Source organism: Nocardioides sp. LML1-1-1.1 (assembly GCF_040676175.1).
Taxonomy (GTDB): domain Bacteria; phylum Actinomycetota; class Actinomycetes; order Propionibacteriales; family Nocardioidaceae; genus Nocardioides.
In genome coordinates this window covers 145176-166753 of record NZ_JBEGHK010000005.1, presented here as the reverse complement: position 1 = coordinate 166753, position 21578 = coordinate 145176, and the positions used below count along the sequence as shown (strand labels likewise).

Below are 21578 nucleotides of genomic sequence, written 5' to 3'. Positions count from 1 at the left end.
GGCGTGCGGCGGGTCAGCCGGTGCCGGTGACGCCTGCCGGGACGACCGCCGAGGCGAGCCGGTGCGCGGTGTCGAGGGCGGCGTCGTCGCCGCAGAGCTCGCGGCGGGTGTTCCCGGCGACCAGGTAGGCGTCGATCCGGAAGGCCGCCTCGGCCGGGTCCACGGCACCCGCGGTCGCCAGCTCGCGCTCCAGCAGGTCGAGCCACTCCCGCTTGAGCGCGCGGACCGCGTCGGCGACCCGGCCGGTGCGGTGGCCGTACTCCGCCGAGGTGGTCGCCACGAAGCAGCCGCCCGGGAACACCTCCGCGCGCAGGTAGGCGACCCAGTGCGCCAGCAGGGCGTGCAGCCGGGGCGCGCCCCCGGTGGCCGGCCAGGCCGGGGCGACGACATGCTCGACGTACAGCGTGCGGGCCTCGGCGACGGCCGCGAGCAGGATCTCCTCGCGGTTGCCGAAGACGGTCAGCAGCCCGCTCTTGCTGGCACCGGTCGCCTCGGCGAGCGACCCGACGGTGATCGCGTCGAGGCCGCCGACCGTCGCCATCCCGGCGGCGGTGCGCGCGGCGTGCCGGCGGGTCCGGTCCCCGCGCTCGCGTCGTCCGTCGGTCATGGCCGCGAATATACCCGACCGACCGGACGCAAAGTTTGCTAGCGTGCCGAACGTACGACCGATCGGTCGCATTTCACGAGAGGAACCCCATGGACCTGCACGACCACGTCACCATCGCCGCCTCCCCCGCCACCGTGTGGGCACTCGTCGGCGACCTCACCCGGATGGCCGAGTGGAGCCCGCAGGTCGACTCCACCCGCCTCTCCGACGCCGGTACGACGGCCGAGGGCACCCGCTTCACCAACCGCAACGTGCACGGCGAGCTCGCCTGGATCACCCACGGCGAGGTGGTCCGTCACGAGCCCGAGCGGCACCTGGCCTTCCGGATCGAGGAGAACTGGGCGGTCTGGTCCTTCGCCCTCGAGCCGGCCGCGGACGGCGGCACCGTCCTGCACCAGCGCCGTACGACGCCCGAGGGCATCTCGCCGCTCTCGCTGGAGCTGACCGAGGGCTACCTCGGCGGGCTGGACGCGTTCACCGACACCCTGCGCACGGGCATGCGCACCACGCTGGCCGGGATCAAGGCGAGCGCGGAGGGCGCGCCGCGCTGATGCGCCGGGCCGCGACCGGCCGGGGACTAGGTTGAGTCCCGTGACGGACCAGCTCCCGATGTTCCCGCTCAACGCGGTGCTCTACCCGGGGGTCAGCCTGCCGTTGCGGGTCTTCGAGGACCGCTACCGCGCCCTGGTCCACCACCTGCTGCGCATCGAGGACCCCGCGCAACGGCTGTTCGGCTCGGTGGCGATCCGCGAGGGCTACGAGGTCGGCGACCACGGCGCGCAGTCGCTCTTCCGGGTGGGCGTGCGGATGCAGCTCACCGAGGTCGAGGCGCACGCCGACGGCACCTTCGACATCGTCGCCGTGGGCCGCGACCGGATCCAGCTCGACCGGTTGCGGCCCACCGACACCTTCCCGCTCGGCGAGGTGCAGGCGCTGCCGGAGCCACCCGTGGACGTACCGGTGGAGCTCGTGGAGCGTGCGCGGAGCACCTTCGCGGCCTACCGCGCGGTGGTCAGCGAGATCGCCGGCGACCCGCTGGAGGGCGAGCTGCCGAAGGACCCGGCGTTCCTGTCCTGGACCCTGGCCGCGTGCTCCCCGCTCCCCCTCGGCGAGCGCCAGCAGCTGCTGGAGGCCACCGACCCGGCGGAGCGGCTGGTGCTCGTCACCGACCTGCTCCGCTCGGAGCTGCGGGCGATCAACGTGATCACCTCGCTGCCGGCGACCGAGGTCGCGCGGACCCGCTGGTCGCCGAACTAGGGCCGCTCGTCGTCGGTCACGAAACCGGTCCGACGGGTGCGCTCCGCCAGCGTCTCGAGCTCCTGGAAGAAGGTCACCTGCCACCCGGCCGGGCCCTGCACGCGGCCGTTGAGCGAGCGGAACGGCGTCTCGACGGCGGGCGCCAGCAGCGGCCGGCCGGCGTCGGTCGAGGCCGCCAGCGCCGCCGGGGTGTCGTCGACCTCCAGCGCGATGCGCAGGCTCGGCCCGGTCGCGGGCGGCGCTCCCTCGACCTCGTCGATCGCGCGGGCGTGTGCCCGGCTGGCGACCTCGATGGTGGCGAGGCCGGCGTGCAGGATCGCGACCCGGTCCTCACCGGTGGTCGCGAAGGCCGCCTGCTCGGGCATGCCGAGCACGTCGCGGAAGTAGGTCACCGCCTCGTCGAAGTCGTCGGCCTCGATGATCAGGCGGAGCTGGCGGGGCGGGGACATCTCACTCATGGCGCCATGATCCCCCCGCCCTGGTCAGCCCAGCGTCTCCGCGCAGACCCGGCCGACGTCGGCCAGCACCGCGTCGAGCGGCTGGTCCGTGCTCGCCAGCCCGTTGGTCAGGCAGCTGATCACGACCGGCGTGCCGTCCGGGGTCCGGGCGACACCGACGTCGTTGCGGGCCCCGAAGTCGCCCGAGCCGGTCTTCTCCACGATCGTCCAGCCCGGCAGCAGGCCCGCGCGCAGCGCCTTCGCGCCGGTCGTGCTGGCGGCCATCCAGTCGTGCAGGCGCCGGCGGTCCGAGGGCGCCAGCGCGCGGCCGAGGAGCAGCGCGGCGTAGTTGCCGCCCTGGGCCCGCGGCGTCGTGGTGTCCCGGGTGGCACCCGGCACCCACTGGTTGAGGTCGGGCTCCCAGCGGGTCAGCGCGGTCACCGGGTCGCCGAGGTCGCGGGCCAGCCGGATGATCGCGCCCGGCCCGCCGACCAGGCCGAGCAGCCAGTTGCCGGCCGCGTTGTCGCTGGCGACCAGGGCCGCCTCGCAGACCTCCGCGACCAGCGGTCGGTACGCCGCGTCCTGCCACTCCTGCATCCGCGCGGCGTAGCCCGCGCCCGCCACCAGCGAGGGCGGCCAGCTGGCGCGGCGCCGCAGCACCTGGGCGTCCGGGGTCACGAGCCGGCCGTCGAGCACGGCGGCCGCGGCGAGCACCTTGAACGTCGAGCACATCACGAACCGCTCGTCGGGACGATGGTTCAGCTCCCGCCCGGTGCGCAGGTTGCGGGCGTGCAGCCCGATCCGGCGCCCGTGCTCCGCCTCCAGGGCCGCGATCCGGCGGCTCATCGCAGAGCCTCCAGCGCCACCGTGAAGGCCTCCGCGACCGGGGCGTCGAGCCGCTCGGCCGCGGGGTCGTCGGCTCGGGTCAGACAGCTCACCAGCAGCGGTACGCCGGACGGTGACCACGCGATCCCCACGTCGTTGCGCGTGGCGTAGTCGCCCGACCCGGTCTTGTCGGCGATCGTCCAGCCCGCCGGCAGCACCGTCCGGAACGGCGGGTCGGTCCGGTTCTCCCGCAGCCAGCCGAGCAGCCGCTCGCGCTGACGGCAGGCCAGGGTCCGTCCGAGCAGCAGGCTCGCGAAGCTGGTGCCGAGCGAGCGCGGGGTGGCGGTGTCGAGCACCTGCCCGGGCGCGTAGCCGCTCATGTCCGGCTCCCACCGGTCCAGCCGGCTGGTCCGGTCGCCGAGGTCGCGGAACAGCCGGGTCACGACCTCCGGGCCACCGAGCTGCTGGACCACGAGGTTGGCGGCGCCGTTGTCGCTGTCGCGGATCGCCGCCTCGCACACCTCGGCGAACGTCGGCGCGTAGCCCTCGGCCAGCCAGCGCCGGGTCGCGGGCGCCCACAGGTCGCCCCGCACCAGGGAGGGCGGGTAGTACGCCCGGCGGTCGAGCACCTGCGGGTCCGGGGCGACGAGCCGGCCGTCGAGCAGGGCGCCGACGGCGAAGGTCTTGAACGTCGAGCACAGCGCGAACCGCTCGTCGGCGCGGTGCGCGAGCGCCCGGCCGGTGCGCAGGTTGCGGGCGTAGAGGCCGACCCGCCGGTCGTGGCGGGCCTCGATGGCGCGCAGGGCGTCGGTGGCGTCCTGGGCGAGCGCGGCATCGGGACGGCCGAGGACGGTCGCGCCGGTGAGCGCCGCCGCGCCGCCCAGCACCGAGCGGCGGGTGAGCCGGGAGGGAGGGGTCATGGGGCGACGATGACCCGCCCGGGCCGGGCCGGACCAAGACACCCGGACCCCGATTCATGCCGGATCTGTATGTTTCCCGCATGGATCTCGTGGCGTCCCTGCGCACCTTCAGCGCGGTCGCCCACGAGCGCAGCTTCACCCGCGGCGCCGAGCGCTGCGGACAGCCGCAGCCGGTCGCGAGCCGTCGGGTGGCCGCCCTGGAGCGGCACCTGGGCGTCAGCCTGCTGCGCCGCTCCTCGCGCAAGGTCGACCTGACCGCCGAGGGCGAGCGGCTGCTGCCGCTGGCCGACGACGTGCTGTCCGGCGTGGAGCGGATCGAGCGGGCGTTCGGGGACGCCGAGGGGCTCGTGGTCGCCGTACCGGAGGGGGTGGAGGCACGCGCCCGGGCCGCGATCCGGCGCGGGCTCCCGGGCCTGCGGGTCGGCTTCACCGTCGCCGACCCACCCGAGCGGGAGGTGGCGCTGGGCACCGGCACCGCCGCGCTCGCACTGCTCCCCACGGCCCCCGACGCGGGCGAGGTGCTCGTCCCGCTCGGGATCGCGCACGTCGACCGGCGCCCGCCGGCCACCTTCCACCTGGACCGGCTGCGCCGCCCGGTGCGCCAGCGCGACCTGCCCGCCCGGGCCGTGCACCTGCTCGCCGAGGACGACGTGCCGGCGGTCCGGGACCCGTTGCGCACCGCGGCCTTCGCCGCCGGCCTGCGCGCCGACCAGGTCGTCGTCGGCACGCCGCCCGCGGAGGCGTGGACCCGCGTCCACGAGTGGGACGACGTGGTGCTCGCAGGCGCCGCGGAGGCGCGGCGCGAGGGCGTCGCCTGGTCGCCGCTGGCCACTCCCCTGGTCCGCGGCTACCGCCTCGACGGCACCGGGCTCACCCCCGACCAGCACCGTGCGCTGGTCCGCCGGCTCGCCGAGGGCCTCGGTGGGGAGGTGGGCCGCGGTGCGGCCTGAGCACGCGGCGGTCGTCGCCGACGTCCAGCGGGAGTGGACCGCGACCGGGCTCACCGGCTCGTTGCTCGCCCGCCACCTCGGCACCGGCGAGGAGCTGGGCTTCGGCGCCGACGAGCCCTGGCCGCTCGCCTCGGTCGTCAAGCTGCCGGTCGCGCTCGTCGTGCTCGACGCCTTCGCCCGCGGTGAGCTCGACCCCGCCGAGCCCTTCGACCTCGACCCGCGGGCGACCACCAGCGGCCCCACCGGGGTCGCCGCCTTCCGGCATCCCGGCCGGGTCGCCGCCGAGGACCTGCTCCAGCTCGCGCTCGCGGTCAGCGACAACGCCGCGACCGACCTGCTGCTGGACCGGATCGGACGGGACGAGGTGGCCGCCCGGATCGCCGGGCTCGGCTTCCCCGAGATCGTGCTGCGGCACTCGATGCGGGCGATCTACGGCACCTCCGGGACGGTCACCGCGGCCGGGCTCGCGCTCACGGGCGGTGGCCGTACGCCGGGCGGTGGCCACGTCATCGACGAGCTCGACCCGACCCGGGCCAACGTCGGCACCGCCCGGTCGCTGGTCACCCTGCTGGCGCGGGTCTGGGCCGACGAGGTCGGCGCGCCCGGTGTCGCCGGGCGGCTGCGCGCGATGCTCGGGCACCAGCTGGTCCGGCACCGGCTGGCCGTCGAGCTGGTCAGCGACGAGGTGCGGGTGCGCTCCAAGACCGGCACCTTCCTCGACCTGCGCCACGAGGCCGGTGTCGTCGAGCTCGGCGACACCGAGCGGATCGCGGTCGCGGTGCTCACCCGCTCGGCGGTGCCGGCCGCCGTGCAGATGGAGGCGGAGCTCGCGATCGGGCACGCCGCCCGGCTCGCGGTGGAGGCGCTGCGCGGCTGAGCGCGGCGGACGACATGGCGAAGAAGAAGCAGTCCGGCGCGACGCCGGCCACGACCGCGCTGAGCGCCGCCGGGGTGGTGTTCACCGTCCATGCCTACGAGCACGACCCGCGCGCGGCGTCGTACGGCACCGAGGCGGCCGAGGCGCTGGGCATCGACCCGGACCGGGTGTTCAAGACCCTGCTCGCCGACGTGGACGGCACGCTCGTGGTCGGCGTCGTCCCGGTCACCGGACAGCTCGACCTCAAGGCGCTCGCCCGGGCCGTCGGCGGACGCAGGGCCGCCATGGCCGACCCGCGGGCGGCCGAGCGCGCCACCGGCTACGTCCTCGGCGGGATCTCCCCGCTCGGCCAGCGCACCGCGCACCCGACCGTCGTCGACGACTCCGCCCTGGACCGGCCGACGATCTACGTCTCCGCCGGACGACGCGGGCTGGAGGTCGAGCTCAGTCCTGCAGAGCTGGTGCGGCTGACGGCTGCTCGGGTCGCCGCGATTCGGCGGTGATGGAGAGCATCACGACCAGGTAGCCCAGCAGCGCGCCCACCGGCCACGCGAGGTACGGCGTGAAGCCGGCCACCTCCAGATGTCCCGGCAGGACCTTGCCGATCGTCGTCGCGCTGGCCTCGTCCTGCGGGTTGGCCGGGCTCTGCATGACGCCGACCACCACCATCACCGCGGCACCGACCAGGCTCGCGACCACCACGGCACCGAGGCCGACCAGCGCCGTGTGCCGGCACACCCAGCCGGCCACCAGGCCGAGCAGCAGCGCGATCGCGAAGCCCACCACGACATACGTCGCCGTCCCGCTGAAGTCACGGGTGATGCCCGGGTCGAAGGGGTCGGGATACCACTTCGGGCCGCGCGTGGTGTCGTAGATCTTGCCGGACGGCGCCGGCCCCCACCAGGTCCACCACACGAAGCCGCCGACCGCGCCGAGCACCGCCCCGAGGACGGCGCCGACAGCGACCGGGACGGCCGCCTGCCGGGCCGCTGCTGCCGGGCTCATCCGGCCAGGCACCCGGGGCCGAGGAGCTGCTTGAGGTCGGCGAAGAGCGCAGGACTGGGAGTCACCCGGAGATTGTCCCCCAGGCGCATGAGCCGGGTGGAGTCGCGGCTCAGCAGCTGCAGCCGCACCTCGGTCAACCCGGGATGGGTGATCAGCACGTCCCGCAGCTGCTGGACGACCGGGCCGGTGCACCGGGTGGAGGGCAGGCTGATCACGACCGGCCCGTCGCTGCCCTTGTCCAGGTCGGGGACGGTGACCTCCTGGCCGCGCAGCTGGGCGGTGTCCCGCTCGGTGTCGAGCTGGCCACGGACCCGGATGATGGCGTCCTCGACGAGGTAGGGCGCCGCGAGCCGGTAGCTGCTCGGGAACAGCAGCACGTCGATCGAGCCCTCGAGGTCCTCCAGCGTGACGGTGGCCCACGGGTCGCCGTTCTTGGTGATCTTGCGCTGGATCGAGGTGACCAGGCCGGCCACGGTGACGGTGGAGTTGTGCGGCCGGTTCTCGTCGGTGACCAGCTGGCCGATGGTGCAGTCGGTGCCGTTGGAGAGCACGTGCTCCAGGCCGAGCAGCGGGTGGTCGGAGACGTAGAGACCGAGCATCTCCCGCTCGTGGCCGAGCAGGGTCATCTTGTCCCACTCGTCGATGTCCGGGATCGGCACGCTGACCCCGAAGCCGCCCTCGCCGCCGTCGACGTCGTCGAGGCCGGCGAACAGCGAGTCCTGCCCGATCGCCTCGTTGCGCTTGATGTCGACGTACTGGTCGACGGCGGTCTCGTGGATCGCGACCAGGGAACGTCGCAGGTGCTTCATGTCGTCGAACGCGCCGGCCTTGATCAGCGAGTCGATGACCCGCTTGTTGCACACCGTCGCGGGCACCTTGGACAGGAAGTCGTTGAAGTCGGTGAACCGGCCCTGCTCGGTGCGCGCCGCCACGATGCCGTCCACCACGTTGGAGCCGACGTTGCGGATCGCGGTCAGGCCGAAGCGGATGTCGCGGCCGACCGCGGTGAAGTTGTGCGCCGACTCGTTGACATCGGGGGGCAGCACCTGGATCTTCATCCGGCGGCACTCGTTGAGGTAGATCGCCATCTTGTCCTTGTCGTCCTTGACGGACGTCAGGAGCGCGGCCATGTATTCAGTCGGGTAGTTGGCCTTGAGGTAGGCGGTCCAGTAGGTGATGACGCCGTAGGCCGCCGAGTGCGACTTGTTGAAGGCGTAGTCGGAGAACGGGAGCAGGATCTCCCACAGCGTGTCGATGGCCTTCTGCGGGTAGCCCCGCTCCAGCATCCCCGCCTGGAAGCCGGCGTACTGCTTGTCCAGCTCCTCCTTCTTCTTCTTGCCCATCGCGCGACGCAGGTTGTCGGCGGCGCCGAGGGTGAAGCCGGCCAGGACCTGGGCGATCGCCATCACCTGCTCCTGGTAGACGATGAGACCGTAGGTCTCCCCCAGGACCGGCTCCAGCGCCTCGGCGAGGGCGGGGTGGATCGGCTCGATCGGCTCGCGGCCGTTCTTGCGGCGGGCGTACTTGTTGTGCGAGTCGGCACCCATCGGGCCCGGCCGGTAGAGCGCGGAGACGGCCGTGATGTCGGCGAACTGGTCGGGGCGCATCGAGCGCAGCAGGGCGCGCATGCCGCCACCATCGAGCTGGAAGACGCCGAGGGTGTCGCCGCGGCCCATCAGCTCGTAGGTCGCCCGGTCGTCGAACGGGAGCTCCTCGAGCACCACGTCCTCGTCCTTGTTGGCCTTGATGTTGACCAGGGCGTCCTCGAGGATGCGCAGGTTGGACAGGCCGAGGAAGTCCATCTTGACCAGCCCGAGCGACTCGCACATCGGGTAGTCGAACTGGGTGATGACCGCGCCGTCCTGCGGGCGGGCCATGATCGGGACGATGTCGATGAGCGGCTCGCTCGACATGATCACGCCGGCCGCGTGCACGCCCCAGTTGCGGATCTGGCCCTCGAGGCCGAGCGCCGTCTGGTAGATCGTGCGGACGTCGCCGTCCTGCTCGTAGAGCGAGCGGAACTCGCCGCCGTCGTTGTAGCGCTTGTGCTCGGGGTTGAAGATCTCCTTGAGCGGGACGCCCTTGCCCATCACGTCGGGCGGCATCGCCTTGGTGATCTTGTCGCCGATCGCGAAGCCGTGGTCGAGCACGCGGGCGGCGTCCTTGATCGCGGCCTTGGACTTCAGCCGGCCGAAGGTCGCGATCTGCGCGACCCGCTCGGCGCCGTACTTGTCGCTGACGTAGGCGATGACCTCGCCGCGCCGGGCGTCGTCGAAGTCGATGTCGAAGTCGGGCATCGAGGGGCGCTCGGGGTTGAGGAAGCGCTCGAAGAACAGGCCGTGCTCCAGCGGGCACAGGTCGGTGATGCTCAGTGCGTACGCCGCGATCGAGCCCGCACCCGAGCCACGACCCGGGCCGACCCGGATCCCGTTGCGCTTGGACCACTGGATGAAGTCGGCGACCACGAGGTAGTAGCCGCAGTAGCCCTTCTGCGAGACGATCGCGAGCTCCATCTCGACCCGGTCCTTGACCTCCTGGGTCATCCGGTCGCCGGGGTAGCGCGCCTCGATGCCGCGCCAGACCTCCTTGCGGAACCAGGACTCCTCGGTCTCGCCCGCGGGGATGTCGGCACGGGCCATGTAACCGCCCGTGGACTCCTTGAACTCGACCTCGCAGCGCTCCGCGATCGCGACCGTGTTGTCGCACGCCTCGGGCATCCCGAACCGGTCGGCCCACAGCTCGCGCATCTCGGCCGCGGACTTGATGTAGTAGCCGCCGCCGTCGAACTTGAGCCGGTTGGTGTCGGAGAGCCGCTTGCCGGAGGCGACGCAGATGAGCGCGTCGTGGGCGTCGGCGTCCTCGGGGTTGTTGTAGTGGGAGTCGTTGGTCGCGATCGGCGCGATGTTCATCTCCCGGCCCAGCCGGAGCAGGTCGTCGCGGACCCGCTTCTCGATGCTGATGCCGTGGTCCATCAGCTCGAGGAAGACGTTGTCCTTGCCGAAGATGTCCTGCAGCTCGCCGGCCTCGCGCAGCGCCTCGTCCCACTGGCCCAGGCGCAGGCGGGTCTGGATCGCCCCGGAGGGGCAGCCGGTGGAGACGATGAGGCCCTTGCTGTGCTCGGCCAGGATCTCCTTGTCCATCCGCGGCTTGAAGTAGTAGCCCTCGAGGCTGGAGCGCGAGGAGAGCCGGAAGAGGTTGTGCATCCCCTCGGTGCTCTCGGCCCACATCGTCATGTGCGTGTAGGCGCCGCCGCCGGCGACGTCGTTGCCGCCCTCCTCGGCCGCGTCGGGGCCGTTGCTCTGCCCCCAGCGGACCCGGCGGCGCTCGCCGCGCGGGGTCCCCGGCGTCACGTAGGCCTCGATGCCGATGATCGGCTTGACGCCGTGCTTCTTGGCCTTGGAGTAGAAGTCGTAGGCGCCGTGCAGGTTGCCGTGGTCGGTCATCGCGATCGACGACATGCCGAGGTCGTTGACGCGCGTGAACAGCCCGTCGAGCAGCGACGCCCCGTCGAGCATCGAGTACTCGGTGTGGACGTGCAGGTGGACGAAGTCCCCGGCGTCGGCAGCCATGTGTGGTTCGGCACTCCTCAGGAGATCAGGGGTGGGCGCTCGGGGAAGAGCACCAGCGTACGGGACGTGATCGTGCCACCGGGGTCCGACACAGCTCTCAGGGCCAGGTCATCCGGATGTCGGGCGCGCGCTCCTCGTTGGCCGCGCCGTCGGTGCGCTCACGCTCGACCAGCCCCCGGGCGGCGTAGAAGGCCCGGGCGGGCTCGTTGGAGACGAAGACCCAGAGCCCGAAACCGTCGGGGTGGCGAGCCTTGACCAGGTCGAGCAACGCGCTGCCGACGCCCTGGCCGGCGGCGTCCGGGTCGACGTACAGGTCGTCGAGCCAGGTGCGGGTGAACCGGGCGTAGCCGACCACCCGGTCGGTCTCGGCCACCCAGACCTCGTCCCCGCTCGTCAGCCGGGCGGCGAGCCAGGCGCGGACCTCGGCGTCGGCGTGCACCGGTGGCGGCATCGGCGCCGCCGCCCGGGCGCGGAGGTGGACCGCAGCGACCGCGGCGGCGTCGGCCGGGGTGGCCGGGCGGAGCACGAGGTCAGTGGCTGTCACGGATGACGTCGAGGGCCCGGGCCAGGTCGTCGGGGTACGACGACTCGTAGGTGACGTAGCCCCCGTCGGGGTGCTCGAAGCCCAGCTTGACGGCGTGCAGCCACTGCCGCTCCAGGCCGACCCTGCGCGCCAGGACCGGGTCGGCGCCGTAGGTGAGGTCGCCGACGCACGGGTGCTTCAGCGCACTCATGTGCACCCGGATCTGGTGGGTGCGGCCGGTCTCCAGGTGGACCTCGAGCAGGCTGGCGAAGCGGTGGGCCTCCAGCGTCTCGTAGTGCGTGACGCTGTGCCGGCCGTCGTCCATGACCGCGAACTTGTAGTCGTGCTTGGGGTGGCGCCCGATCGGGGCGTCGATGGTGCCCTCCAGCGGGTCCGGGTGGCCCTGGACCAGCGCGTGGTAGGTCTTGTCGACGGTGCGGTGGCGGAAGGCGTTCTTGAGCACGGAGTAGGCGTGCTCGGACTTCGCGATCACCATCACGCCCGACGTGCCGACGTCGAGGCGCTGGACGATGCCCTCGCGCTCCTTGGCCCCGGAGGTCGAGATCCGGAACCCGGCGCCGGCCAGGTGGCCGACGACGGTCGGTCCGCGCCAGCCCGGCGAGGGGTGCACGGCGACGCCGACCGGCTTGTCGATCACCACGATCGCGTCGTCGTCGTGGATGATCTTGATCCCCTCGACGATCTCGGGGACGACCTCCAGCGGGTCGGCCTCGGCGGGGATCGCGACGTCGAGCACCGCACCCGCGAGCACCCGCTCGCTCTTGCCGCCGACCGTGCTGCCGTCGAGCCGGACGTGGCCCTCGGCCACCAGCTCCGCGGCCCGGGTCCGGGAGACGCCGAAGAGCTGGGCGAGGACGATGTCGATCCGCTCCCCCTCCAGGCTGTCCGGGACCGGCAGGGTGCGGTGGTCCACGGCGCTCACGCGTCGTCCTCCACGCTGTCGCCGGGCTCGGCCTTCTCGGCGTCGACCTTGGAGCCGTCGAGGGCGATGCCGCGCAGCACCTGGACCAGGATCATCGCGACCCCGACGTTGATGCACATGTCGGCGATGTTGAAGACCGGCCAGTTCGGCAGCATCAGGAAGTCGACGACGTGCCCGCGCAGCGGACCGGGGTCGCGGAAGAGCCGGTCGGCGAGGTTGCCGGTGATCCCGGCGAACATCAGGCCCAGCGCGACCGCCCACCACCGGCTCCGCACCCGGCGGCTCAGCCACAGCACCACGACGGTGGCGACCGAGGCGAGCACCGCCAGCGCGACGGTGAACCGGGTGCCGAGGCTGAACGCCGCGCCCGGGTTGTAGGTCAGGTGCAGCTGCAGCACCTCGCCCACCAGCTCGACGTCGGGCCGGTCCGTCAGGTGCCGTACGGCGAGCACCTTGGCCACCTGGTCGATGGCCAGCAGGCTCAGCCCGACGCCCGCGAACAGCAGCCAGGTGCGGGGAGCGGCGAGCAGCGAGCTCCGGGTCTCGTCGGGACCGTCGCCGCGGTCTACCGGCGTTCCTCGCGCTGCTTGCATGTCATGCACAGTGTGGCACGGGGGAAGGCCATCAGCCGCATCTTGCCGATGGGGTTGCCGCAGGACTCGCACACGCCGTACGTGCCGTCGTCGATGCGGGCCAGGGCCCGGTCGATCTGGGCGAGCTTCTCCCGCTCGTGGTTGAGCACGGTGAGCTCGTGGTCGCGCTCGAAGCTGGTCGCGCCGAGGTCGGCCTGGTCCTGTCCGGCGCCGTCGCCGGAGTCGCGCAGCAGGCCGGTCAGGTCGGCCTCCTGCTCCTCGAGGATCTCCGAGCTGTGCCGGCGCTGCTCGTGCAGCTCGGCCAGCACCTCGGCCAGCTCCGACTTCGACCAGGCCTCCTCGTGCTCGAGGACGACCAGGCTGCTGGGGGCCGCCTTCTTGGCCGGAGCGGCCTTCTTCGCGGGAGCCGGCGCCTTCTTGGCCGGAGCGGCCTTCTTCGCGGGAGCCGGCGCCTTCTTGGCCGGGGCCGCCTTCTTCGCGGGAGCCGGCGCCTTCTTGGCCGGGGCCGCCTTCTTCGCGGGAGCCGGCGCCTTCTTGGCCGGGGCCGTCTTCTTCGCGGGAGCCGGCGCCTTCTTGGCCGGGGCCGTCTTCTTCGCGGGAGCCGGCGCCTTCTTGGCCGGAGCGGCCTTCTTCGCCGGGGCGGCCTTCTTCGCGGGAGCCGGCGCCTTCTTCGCCGGAGCCGCCTTCTTCGCCGGAGCCGCCTTCTTGGCCGGAGCCGCCTTCTTCGCGGCGGTCTTCTTGGCCGGGGCAGCCTTCGCGACGGGCTCCGCCTTCGCGGCCGTGGCGGCCTTGCGGGGGCGGATCATCTTCCGGGCGGCGGACGTGGCCTTGCCTGCCAACGTCTTCTTCGTGGTGCGGGCCATGAGGACTCCTCAGGAAGGACGGCCTGCGACGGGAGTCGGACAGGCTGCTGCGGAGGGTATCGGCTCCCGGGAGAGCGTCCAAGGAGGCGCACCGTCGTACCGGGACGCGAACGGCCGGCCCGCCAGAGGCGGACCGGCCGTTCGAGGTGCTCAGGTCGGGCGGAGCGGGTGGCTCAGCCCTCTTCCTCACCGAGGATGGAGCGCAGCCGCTTGGGGGCCGGGGCCTCCTCGACCGGGGCGAGGGTGTCGCCCGGGGTCTGCAGCGACTCGAGCTGCTGGGTGAAGTAGCTCTTGAGACGCGAGCGGTACTCGCGCTCGAAGGAGCGCAGCGTCTCGACCTCGGCGGAGAGCTTGTCGCGCTCCTTCTCGAGGTCACCGAAGAGCTGGGTACGACGCTCGGCGGTCTCGCTGTCGAGCATCTCCGCACGGGTGCGGGCGTCGGACTCGAGGCGGTCGGCCTTGACCTTGGCCTCGGACTCCAGGCGCTCGGACTTGGTGCGCGCCTCGCCGACGATCTTGTCGGCCTCGTTCTTCGCGTCCTCGACGAGCTCGTCGGCGTTGCGGGTCGCGATCTCGAGCAGGCGAGCCGCCGCGTTGGAGGCCTCGGGGACCGTCTCGACGCGGATCGTCTCGACACCACCGGTGGCGGCCGGGGCGGGCGCGGCGACCGGAGCCGGAGCGGCGACCACGGGCTCGACCGGAGCCGGCGGCTCGACGGGGGCCGGCGGCTCGGGCGTGGCCTCGGGGACCGGCGCGAGCTGCGTCGGCGCGTCGTACGCCGAGTAGGAGCCGGAGCCGCCGTCGGCCTGCGCAGCGGCCAGCTTCGCGCGGAGGTCGTCGTTCTCCTGGGTCAGGCGGGCGAGCTCCGCCTCCACCTCGTCCAGGAACTGGTCGACCTCGCCCATGTCGTAGCCCTCGCGCAGCCGGACCGGCGTAAAGCGCTTGTTGCTCACGTCCTCAGGCGTCAGCGGCATGACCTCACCTATCTTCGGAAGTACTAAGGACAAACTGTCTCACCGAACCTTAGCGCCTGCTGTCGAGAAGCCCGCATCACCCGCCGTTGCGCCCGTACGGCCGGGGCGTGTCGCGGCCACGAAATGCACCCGAACAGCTCGGGCACCCCGGCTCAGACGAGCAGCACGCTGCGGTTGACCGCGAGCAGGACGTAGGCCAGGACCATCACCAGGAAGAAGCTCAGGTCGAGCGCGAAGTTCCCGATCCGGATCGGCTTGATGACCTTGCGCAGCGCGTTGATCGGCGGGTCGGTCGCGGAGTAGCACAGCTCCAGCACGACCAGCGCCACCCCACGCGGCTCCCAGCTCCGGGCGAACACCTGCACCCAGTCGGTGATGAACCGCACCCACAGGAACCCGAGAAAGGCGAAGAGGATGCCCTCGATGATCCAGCCGGCGACGCTCACGCGCACAACCTATCGGGTGCCCGGATGCCGGGGACGGCGGGACTCCGCCCGGCCCGCGCGCCCGGGCCGCACCTCCTTCTCCCGCGCTCGGCCCGCACCACGTGCGTGCCGAGCACTGAGAACACGCCCACACTCCCGCGCGCCGGCAGTCTTGCCGCCGAGCGGACGCAACCATCTACCGGAGCCGACCGCGAGCGCGGCAGCGCGGCGCGAGGAACGAGCGACGCGCTCGCGCAGATCAGGATTGGTTGAAGAAGTCCCGGTCCGCGATCAGCTGCTTGTCCTCCGCCGCCACCGTGACGTTCGGCGGCGACAGCAGGAAGACCTTGTTGGTGACCCGCTCGATGCTGCCACGGGTGGCGAAGATCAGGCCGGCGGCGAAGTCGACGAGCCGCTTGGCGTCGGCGTCGTCCATCTCGGTGAGGTTCATGATCACCGGGATGCCCTCGCGGTACTGCTCCCCCACGGCGCGCGCGTCGTTGTACGTCGTCGGGTGCAGCGTGGTGATCCGGGACAGCTCGGCCACCTCGGGCTGGGGCGCGACGGCCACGGGCTGCCGGCGGCGCTCGTCGAGGTCGGCGACGGAGCCGGACGGTACGGCGCGGACCGGGCGGGCCTGGCGCTCGCGCGGCTCGCGCGCGGGCTGCTCGACCTGCTCGTCGTCGTACTCGTCATAGCCGGTGTCCTCCAGCAGGCCGAGGTACTCACCGATCCTGCGCATCGCACCGCTCATGACTGTTGCCTCCGTGTTCCTCGGCCCCGAGTCTCGGGAGCCTGTGGTGGTGTTTCGGACATTACTGGACCGACGGCCTCGAACCGAGGACCGCGGACCCGACGCGCACGTGTGTCGCGCCGGCGGCGATGGCGGCCTCCAGGTCGCCGCTCATCCCCGCGGAGAGCCGGGTGGCGTCGGGGTGCTGGGCGAGCAGGTCGCCACGGATGGTGGCGAGCCGCGCGAAGGCGGCGGCCGGGTCCTCGCCGAGCGGGGCGACGGCCATCAGGCCGCGCAGGGACAGGTGCTCGGTGGCGGCGACGGCGTCGGCCAGCGCGAGCAGGTCGGCCGGGTCGGCGCCGGCCCGGTGCTCGTGGCCGGGCGGGTCGAGGCTGACCTGCAGCAGCACCTCGACGGTGCGCCCGCCCTCCCCCGCGCCGCGGTCGAGTCGGCCGACCAGGCTGGTGCGGTCGACGGACTCGACGACGTCGGCGTAGCGGGCGACGGCGGCGGCCTTGTTGGACTGCAGCCCACCGATGAAGTGCCAGCGCAGCCCGAGGTCGGCACACTCGGCGGCCTTGGCCTCCGCCTCCTGGTGGCGGTTCTCGCCGACGTCGGTGACGCCGAGGTCGGCGAGCAGGCGTACGTCGGTGGCGGGGAAGAACTTCGTGACCACGACGAGCGCGACGTCCTCGGGCGCTCGGCCCGCGGCGGTGGCGGCCCGGGCGATCCGTTCGTGGACGGCGGCGAGGCCGTCGCGCAGCTCCTCGGCCCGGCTCATGACAGCCACACCAGCCCGGCGAACCGCCCGGAGGCGGCTCCGTCGCGGCGGTAGGAGTGCAGCCGCGCGTCCTCGCGGGTGCAGCCGGGCACGGTGGTGACCGCGACACCGGCGGCGGAGAGCTGGGCGGCGACGCCGGCCCCGAGGTCGAGGGAGGGGGTGCCCCAGGTCGTCTCGGCGTAGGTCTCCGGCACCCGGGCGGCGACGTCCTCACGCATCACCTCGGGCACCTCGTAGCACCCGCCGCAGATGTGCGGACCGACCCAGGCGGTGACCTCGCGGGCACCGAGGGCGCGCATCCGCTCGACGGTGCGGGTGACCACGTCCAGCTCGACCCCGCGGCGGCCGGCGTGGGCGGCCCCGACCACGCCCCCGGCGGGGTCGGCGAGCAGCACCGGGACGCAGTCGGCGACCCGCACCACCAGCGCCGTACGACGGCGGGTGGTCACCAGCGCGTCCGCCTCCGGCACGGCGGAGCCGGCGTCGGTGACGGTGACGACGTCGTCGCCGTGCACCTGGCTGGCCCGCGCGAGGTCGACGTCGAGGGTCGCGCTCAACGACGCCAGCGTGGCGGCGAGCTCCGGGCCTTCGCGCAGGTCGATCGAGACGTCCGTGAACGCGACCTCGACCCGGGCCCCGTCGAGGGGGTCCGGGTCGAGGTCGGGACGCTCACGGAAGACGAACACGGCTCACTTCAGGAAGTCGGGCACGTCCAGGTCGTCGCCGTCGGCGAGCTGGATCGGCGCCGGGTTGTGCCGGACGCCGACCGGCTGCGGCGCGGCCGGGGCGGGCTGCTCGGCGCGGGCCGGGGCCTGCTGCTCGGAGCGCGCCGGGGTGGCCGGGGCCTGCTGCGCGGGACGGGAGGCGGGCGCCTGCTGCTGCGGGCGGCGTACGGCGGTGTCCTCACGACGCTTGGGCAGGCCGCCGTCGAAGCCGGCGGCGATGACGGTGACCCGCACCTCGTCGCCGAGGGCGTCGTCGATGATGGTGCCGAAGATGATGTTGGCGTCCTCGTGGACGGCGTCGGCCACCATCGCGGCGGCCTCGTTGATCTCGAAGATGCCGAGGTCGGAGCCACCGGCGATGGAGAGCAGCACGCCGTGCGCACCGTCGATGGAGGCCTCGAGCAGCGGGCTGCTGATCGCCATCTCGGCGGCCTGCAGGGCCCGGTCCTCCCCGCGCGCGGAGCCGATGCCCATGAGCGCGGAGCCGGCGTTGCTCATGACCGCCTTGACGTCGGCGAAGTCGACGTTGATCAGGCCGGGGGTGGTGATCAGGTCGGTGATCCCGGAGACGCCCTGGAGCAGCACCTGGTCGGCCTGCTTGAACGCGTCGAGCATCGACACGTTGCGGTCGGAGATCTGCAGCAGCCGGTCGTTCGGGATGACGATGAGGGTGTCGACCTCCTCGCGGAGACGCTCGATGCCCTCGTCGGCGGACTTCTTGCGGCGGGCGCCCTCGAAGGTGAACGGACGGGTCACCACACCGATGGTCAGCGCGCCGAGCGAGCGGGCGATCCGGGCGACGACGGGCGCGCCGCCGGTGCCGGTGCCACCGCCCTCGCCCGCGGTCACGAAGACCATGTCGGCGCCCTTGAGCACCTCCTCGATCTCCTCCGCGTGGTCCTCGGCGGCCTTGCCGCCGACGTCGGGGTTGGCGCCCGCGCCGAGGCCGCGGGTCAGCTCGCGGCCGATGTCGAGCTTGACATCGGCATCGCTCATCAGCAGCGCCTGGGCGTCGGTGTTGATGGCGATGAACTCGACGCCCTTGAGGCCGACCTCGATCATCCGGTTGACGGCGTTGACGCCGCCCCCGCCGATCCCGACGACCTTGATGATGGCCAGGTAGTTCTGTGCAGCTGCCACGGCGGCTCCACCTCTCCGGTATTGTCCGAAAGTCTGAATGTGTCCGTTCACCGACGTCGGCGGCCGGACCGCTTCCCCGTGGCCAGCCGGCGTGTCGACAACTCTTACCCTCAGGTTGAGGGTTATAGTTATGTCAACCTCGTCGTGTTGAAGACGGTAGGGAGATCGGAGACCCGTTCGGCGCAGACACGCCGCGCTCGCCGGCATTTGGTGAAAAGTCAGCGGGTGGTGGGTGCGCCCGGGACCGAGACGTCGTAGACCTGGGCCTTGCGCTTGAGCAGCTGCAGCAGGACGGCGGCCTTGTCGGTGGAGCGGTCCGCACTCCCCCACTCGACCTTCCGGCCGTCGCGCAGGACCAGCACGATCTCGTCGATGGTGCGCACCTCGACGTGGTCGACGAGCCGGGAGACCTCCGGCGCCAGCGCCGCCACCACGGCGGCACCCTCGCGCAGGGCGTCCTTGTCGGCCCCGCTGCCCACCCGGATCCGGGGCAGCCCCTCGCGGGCCCGGGCCGGGGCGGGGAAGGAGGTGCCCTCGGCGTCGAGGGCGACCATCCTCGAGCCGAGGTCGAGCACCGCGATCGGGGTGCGCTCGACGACCTCGATCCGTACGTCGTGCGGCCACTTGCGCGAGACGTCGACCTGCTTGACGGCCGAGAGCGACTTGACCCGCGTCTCGATCGCCGCCAGGTCCACCCTGACCAGCGGACCACCGGTCGGCACCTCGGCCGCGGCGAGCAGCTGCTTGTCGGTGATCATCTCGTTGCCGACGACCTCGACGCCGTCGGTGCGCAGCCAGGAGGAGAAGTAGAGGGCGTAGACGCTGAACCCGACCAGCGCCAGGGCCAGCACCACGGCGAGGACGTAGCGCCAGGTCAGCCAGCGCCGGGCCCGCTGACGCCGGGCGAAGGCCTTGCGGGCGCGGTCCTGCGAGCGGTCGCCACCCGCGGCCCGGCGCGGGAGCCGGAGCCTAGCCACGACCACCGTCCGCCAGCGCGGCCAGCAGCTGGGGCGCGAGCGCGGTGACGTCACCGGCCCCGAGGGTCAGCACGAGGTCGCCGGGACGGGCCACCTCCACCAGTGCCGGCACGACGTCCGCGCGCTCCGGCACGAACCGGACCCGCCCGGCCGGCAGCGGCACCGCGTCGGCCACCAGCGCACCGGTGACCGCGGGGTCGGGGTCCTCGCGGGCGACGTAGACGTCGAGCAGGAGGACCTCGTCGGCGGCGCCGAGCTCGTGGCCCATCGCCGTGCCGAAGATCCGGGTGCGCGAGACCAGGTGCGGCTGGAAGGCGACGATCAGCCGCTGCTCGCCGGTGACCAGGGAACGGGCGGCCTCGAGGTCGCCGCGGATCTCGCTGGGGTGGTGGGCGTAGGAGTCGTAGACCCGCACGCCACCGGCCTCCCCGAGCGGCTCCATCCGGCGCTTGGCGCCCTGGTGGCGGGCCAGCCCGCGCACCAGCGCGGCCGGCTCGGCGCCCAGCTCGAGGCCGACGGCGAGCGCGAGCAGGGCGTCCTGGGCGTAGTGGCGGCCGGGGACGGCCAGCTCGACCTCGCCCAGGTCGGTGCCGCGGGCCTCGACCCGGAACCGGGTGCGCCCGCCCTCGATGACCAGGTCCGTGCCGCGGATCGTGGCGCCGTCGGCGAAGGCGACGGTGACGTCGGCGAGACCAGCGTCCTCGGCGAGCGTCGTGCCGGCCCGCTCGGCGAACTCGGCGAACGCCGCGGCGTACGCCTCCTCGGTGCCCCAGTGGTCGAGGTGGTCGGGGTCGACGTTGGTGATGACCGCCAGCTCGGGGGTGTAGACGAGGAAGGCGCCGTCGGACTCGTCGGCCTCGACGACGGCCACCGGGCCGGTGCCGACCCGGGCGTTGGTGCCGAGCGAGCCGACCTCGGCACCGATCGCGAAGGTCGGGTCGAGACCGGCCTCCTGCAGCGCGACCGTCGTCATCGCGGTGGTGGTCGTCTTGCCGTGGGTGCCGGCGATCGCCACGACGCGACGGCCGAGCAGGACCGACTGCAGGCCGGCCGAGCGCGGCCACAGCCGCAGCCCGCGGGCCTGCGCGGCGACGATCTCGGGGTTGTCCTCGCGGGCCGCGGTCGTGGCGATGACGGTGTCGACGCCGTCGAGGTGGGCGGCGTCGTGGCCGACGTGGACGGTGATGCCCTCGGCGCGCAGCGCCTGCACGACCGCGGAGTCGTTGGCGTCGCTGCCGCTGACGGCCACCCCGGACTGGTGCATCAGCCGGGCGATGCCGGACAGGCCCGCGCCGCCGATGCCGACGAGGTGGACGTGGCCGAGCCGGTCGGCGGGGAGGATCTCGTCGGGGACGGGGATCTTCACCGGGCGACGTCCTGGATGATCCGGGCCAGCCGCTCGTCGGCGTCGCGCGGCACCAGGTGGGCCGCGGCGGCACCCATCGTCGCGAGCCGGCCCGGCTCGGCGAACAGGGTGGGGACGGTCTCGGCGACGTAGTCGGCCGTGAACGCGGCGTCCTCGACGAGCAGTGCTCCCCCGGCCTCGACCACCGGCTTGGCGTTGAGGGCCTGCTCGCCGTTGCCGATGGGCAGCGGCACGAAGACGGCAGGTACGCCGGAGGCGGAGGCCTCCACGACGCTGGACGCGCCGGAGCGGCACACCATCACGTCCGCCGCCGCCAGGGCGAGGTCCATCCGCTCGACGAAGGGCTCCACGACGTAAGGCACCCCGGTGGGCGCGGGCGTGGACCAGCTCGGGTCGCTCGCGCCGTTGGGCCCGACGACGTGCAGCACCTGGACACCGGCCGCGCCGAGCGCCGCGGCGGCACCGCTGACGGCCTGGTTGAGCCGGCGCGCACCCTGGGAGCCACCCGTGACGACCAGGGTCGGCAGGTCCGGGTCGAGACCGAAGAACGCGCGGGCCTCGTCCCGCAGGGCCGGCCGGTCGAGGGTGGAGATCATCCGGCGGATCGGCAGGCCGACGTACTCCGCCTTCTTGAGCGGGGTGTCGGGGAAGCTCACCGCGACCCGGGTCGCGCGCCGGGCGCCGAACTTGTTGGCGATGCCGGGCAGCGCGTTCTGCTCGTGCACGACCAGCGGCAGCTTGCGCCGCCGCGCGGCGACGTAGGCCGGCATGGAGACGTAGCCGCCGTAGCCGACGACCACGTCGGGACGCACCTCGTCGATGACGTCGAGCGCGGCCTTCACCGCGGCCCGCAGCCGGGCCGGCACCAGGGCGAGGTCCTTGCCGGGCTTGCGCGGCAACGGGACCGGCGGCACCAGGCGCAGCGGGTAGCCCGCGGCCGGGACCACCTTGTTCTCCAGCCCGCGCGGGGTGCCCAGGCAGGTCACCTCGACGTCCGGGTCGAGGCGACGCAGCGCATCCGCCGTCGCAAGCAGTGGCGAGGTGTGCCCCGCCGTTCCCCCACCGGCCAACAGAACTCGCACGAGGAA

The 21578-nt window shown here is 73.1% G+C and carries 24 protein-coding genes; 5 read left to right on the top strand and 19 right to left on the bottom strand.

The window, feature by feature from the left end; all coding sequences use genetic code 11:
* Positions 1-13: 13 nt before the first annotated feature.
* The gene (locus tag MRBLML1_RS18090) at positions 14-607 is read right to left on the bottom strand and encodes a TetR/AcrR family transcriptional regulator (RefSeq protein ID WP_364518542.1); all 594 of its coding nucleotides are present in this window, start codon (positions 605-607) and stop codon (positions 14-16) included.
* Positions 608-696: 89 nt separating this feature from the next.
* Between MRBLML1_RS18090 and MRBLML1_RS18085 the strand changes: the two genes are divergently transcribed.
* A complete protein-coding gene (locus MRBLML1_RS18085) occupies positions 697-1158 on the top strand; it encodes an SRPBCC family protein (RefSeq protein ID WP_364518540.1) in 462 nt (153 codons plus the stop codon).
* Between the two features lie 40 nt (positions 1159-1198).
* The gene (locus MRBLML1_RS18080) at positions 1199-1864 is read left to right on the top strand and encodes an LON peptidase substrate-binding domain-containing protein (RefSeq protein ID WP_364518538.1); all 666 of its coding nucleotides are present in this window, start codon (positions 1199-1201) and stop codon (positions 1862-1864) included.
* Here the strand turns inward: MRBLML1_RS18080 and MRBLML1_RS18075 are convergent.
* Genes MRBLML1_RS18075 through bla (MRBLML1_RS18065) form a run of 3 tightly spaced genes read right to left on the bottom strand, consistent with a single transcriptional unit; the run spans position 1861 to position 4046 of the window.
* Complete coding sequence (locus MRBLML1_RS18075) at positions 1861-2322, bottom strand: VOC family protein (RefSeq protein WP_364518536.1); 462 nt, start codon at positions 2320-2322, stop codon at positions 1861-1863. The genes MRBLML1_RS18080 and MRBLML1_RS18075 overlap by 4 nt on opposite strands.
* Positions 2323-2346: 24 nt before the next feature.
* Complete coding sequence (gene bla / locus MRBLML1_RS18070; RefSeq protein WP_364518534.1) at positions 2347-3147, bottom strand: class A beta-lactamase; 801 nt, start codon at positions 3145-3147, stop codon at positions 2347-2349.
* Entirely contained in the window at positions 3144-4046 is a 903-nt protein-coding gene (gene bla, locus MRBLML1_RS18065) for a class A beta-lactamase (RefSeq protein ID WP_364518532.1), read from the bottom strand. The genes bla (MRBLML1_RS18070) and bla (MRBLML1_RS18065) overlap by 4 nt, the downstream gene beginning before the upstream one ends.
* A gap of 80 nt (positions 4047-4126) precedes the next feature.
* On the opposite strand from bla (MRBLML1_RS18065), the gene MRBLML1_RS18060 reads away from it, so the two are divergent.
* The 3 genes from MRBLML1_RS18060 to ybaK are packed head-to-tail and all read left to right on the top strand — an operon-like array spanning position 4127 to position 6376.
* On the top strand, positions 4127-4996 hold the full coding sequence (locus tag MRBLML1_RS18060) for a LysR family transcriptional regulator (RefSeq protein WP_364518530.1): 870 nt from the start codon (positions 4127-4129) through the stop codon (positions 4994-4996).
* Entirely contained in the window at positions 4986-5873 is an 888-nt protein-coding gene (locus tag MRBLML1_RS18055) for a serine hydrolase (RefSeq protein WP_364518528.1), read from the top strand. The genes MRBLML1_RS18060 and MRBLML1_RS18055 overlap by 11 nt, the downstream gene beginning before the upstream one ends.
* A gap of 14 nt (positions 5874-5887) precedes the next feature.
* Positions 5888-6376 carry a Cys-tRNA(Pro) deacylase gene (gene ybaK, locus MRBLML1_RS18050; protein ID WP_364518526.1) on the top strand — a complete coding sequence of 163 codons (489 nt, stop codon included), beginning with the start codon at positions 5888-5890 and terminating at the stop codon, positions 6374-6376.
* Here the strand turns inward: ybaK and MRBLML1_RS18045 are convergent.
* From MRBLML1_RS18045 to murG, 15 genes are all read right to left on the bottom strand, one after another.
* Positions 6318-6878 carry a hypothetical protein gene (locus MRBLML1_RS18045; protein WP_364518524.1) on the bottom strand — a complete coding sequence of 187 codons (561 nt, stop codon included), beginning with the start codon at positions 6876-6878 and terminating at the stop codon, positions 6318-6320. The two genes, ybaK and MRBLML1_RS18045, sit on opposite strands and share 59 nt — an antisense overlap.
* Entirely contained in the window at positions 6875-10447 is a 3573-nt protein-coding gene (gene dnaE, locus MRBLML1_RS18040; protein WP_364518522.1) for a DNA polymerase III subunit alpha, read from the bottom strand. Before dnaE ends, MRBLML1_RS18045 begins: the two co-directional genes overlap by 4 nt.
* A gap of 97 nt (positions 10448-10544) precedes the next feature.
* Complete coding sequence (locus MRBLML1_RS18035; RefSeq protein ID WP_364518520.1) at positions 10545-10991, bottom strand: GNAT family N-acetyltransferase; 447 nt, start codon at positions 10989-10991, stop codon at positions 10545-10547.
* Positions 10978-11904: an RluA family pseudouridine synthase gene (locus tag MRBLML1_RS18030; protein ID WP_364518961.1), complete on the bottom strand. Its 927-nt coding sequence runs from the start codon at positions 11902-11904 to the stop codon at positions 10978-10980. Before MRBLML1_RS18030 ends, MRBLML1_RS18035 begins: the two co-directional genes overlap by 14 nt.
* 5 nt (positions 11905-11909) lie before the next feature.
* Complete coding sequence (gene lspA / locus MRBLML1_RS18025; RefSeq protein ID WP_364518518.1) at positions 11910-12506, bottom strand: signal peptidase II; 597 nt, start codon at positions 12504-12506, stop codon at positions 11910-11912.
* Positions 12479-13369 carry a TraR/DksA family transcriptional regulator gene (locus MRBLML1_RS18020; protein WP_364518516.1) on the bottom strand — a complete coding sequence of 297 codons (891 nt, stop codon included), beginning with the start codon at positions 13367-13369 and terminating at the stop codon, positions 12479-12481. Before MRBLML1_RS18020 ends, lspA begins: the two co-directional genes overlap by 28 nt.
* Before the next feature lie 173 nt (positions 13370-13542).
* Entirely contained in the window at positions 13543-14343 is an 801-nt protein-coding gene (locus MRBLML1_RS18015) for a DivIVA domain-containing protein (protein WP_364518514.1), read from the bottom strand.
* Positions 14344-14495: 152 nt separating this feature from the next.
* Positions 14496-14789: a YggT family protein gene (locus tag MRBLML1_RS18010; RefSeq protein WP_364518512.1), complete on the bottom strand. Its 294-nt coding sequence runs from the start codon at positions 14787-14789 to the stop codon at positions 14496-14498.
* Positions 14790-15027: 238 nt separating this feature from the next.
* Positions 15028-15522 carry a cell division protein SepF gene (locus MRBLML1_RS18005; protein WP_364518510.1) on the bottom strand — a complete coding sequence of 165 codons (495 nt, stop codon included), beginning with the start codon at positions 15520-15522 and terminating at the stop codon, positions 15028-15030.
* A gap of 61 nt (positions 15523-15583) precedes the next feature.
* Complete coding sequence (locus MRBLML1_RS18000; RefSeq protein WP_364518508.1) at positions 15584-16282, bottom strand: YggS family pyridoxal phosphate-dependent enzyme; 699 nt, start codon at positions 16280-16282, stop codon at positions 15584-15586.
* Complete coding sequence (gene pgeF / locus MRBLML1_RS17995; RefSeq protein ID WP_364518506.1) at positions 16279-16968, bottom strand: peptidoglycan editing factor PgeF; 690 nt, start codon at positions 16966-16968, stop codon at positions 16279-16281. Before pgeF ends, MRBLML1_RS18000 begins: the two co-directional genes overlap by 4 nt.
* 3 nt (positions 16969-16971) lie before the next feature.
* Entirely contained in the window at positions 16972-18147 is a 1176-nt protein-coding gene (gene ftsZ / locus MRBLML1_RS17990; protein WP_364518504.1) for a cell division protein FtsZ, read from the bottom strand.
* Between the two features lie 218 nt (positions 18148-18365).
* Positions 18366-19124 carry a cell division protein FtsQ/DivIB gene (locus MRBLML1_RS17985; RefSeq protein WP_364518502.1) on the bottom strand — a complete coding sequence of 253 codons (759 nt, stop codon included), beginning with the start codon at positions 19122-19124 and terminating at the stop codon, positions 18366-18368.
* Positions 19117-20490: a UDP-N-acetylmuramate--L-alanine ligase gene (gene murC, locus MRBLML1_RS17980; RefSeq protein WP_364518500.1), complete on the bottom strand. Its 1374-nt coding sequence runs from the start codon at positions 20488-20490 to the stop codon at positions 19117-19119. Before murC ends, MRBLML1_RS17985 begins: the two co-directional genes overlap by 8 nt.
* The gene (murG, locus tag MRBLML1_RS17975; RefSeq protein ID WP_364518498.1) at positions 20487-21572 is read right to left on the bottom strand and encodes an undecaprenyldiphospho-muramoylpentapeptide beta-N-acetylglucosaminyltransferase; all 1086 of its coding nucleotides are present in this window, start codon (positions 21570-21572) and stop codon (positions 20487-20489) included. Before murG ends, murC begins: the two co-directional genes overlap by 4 nt.
* Between the last annotated feature and the right edge of the window lie 6 nt (positions 21573-21578).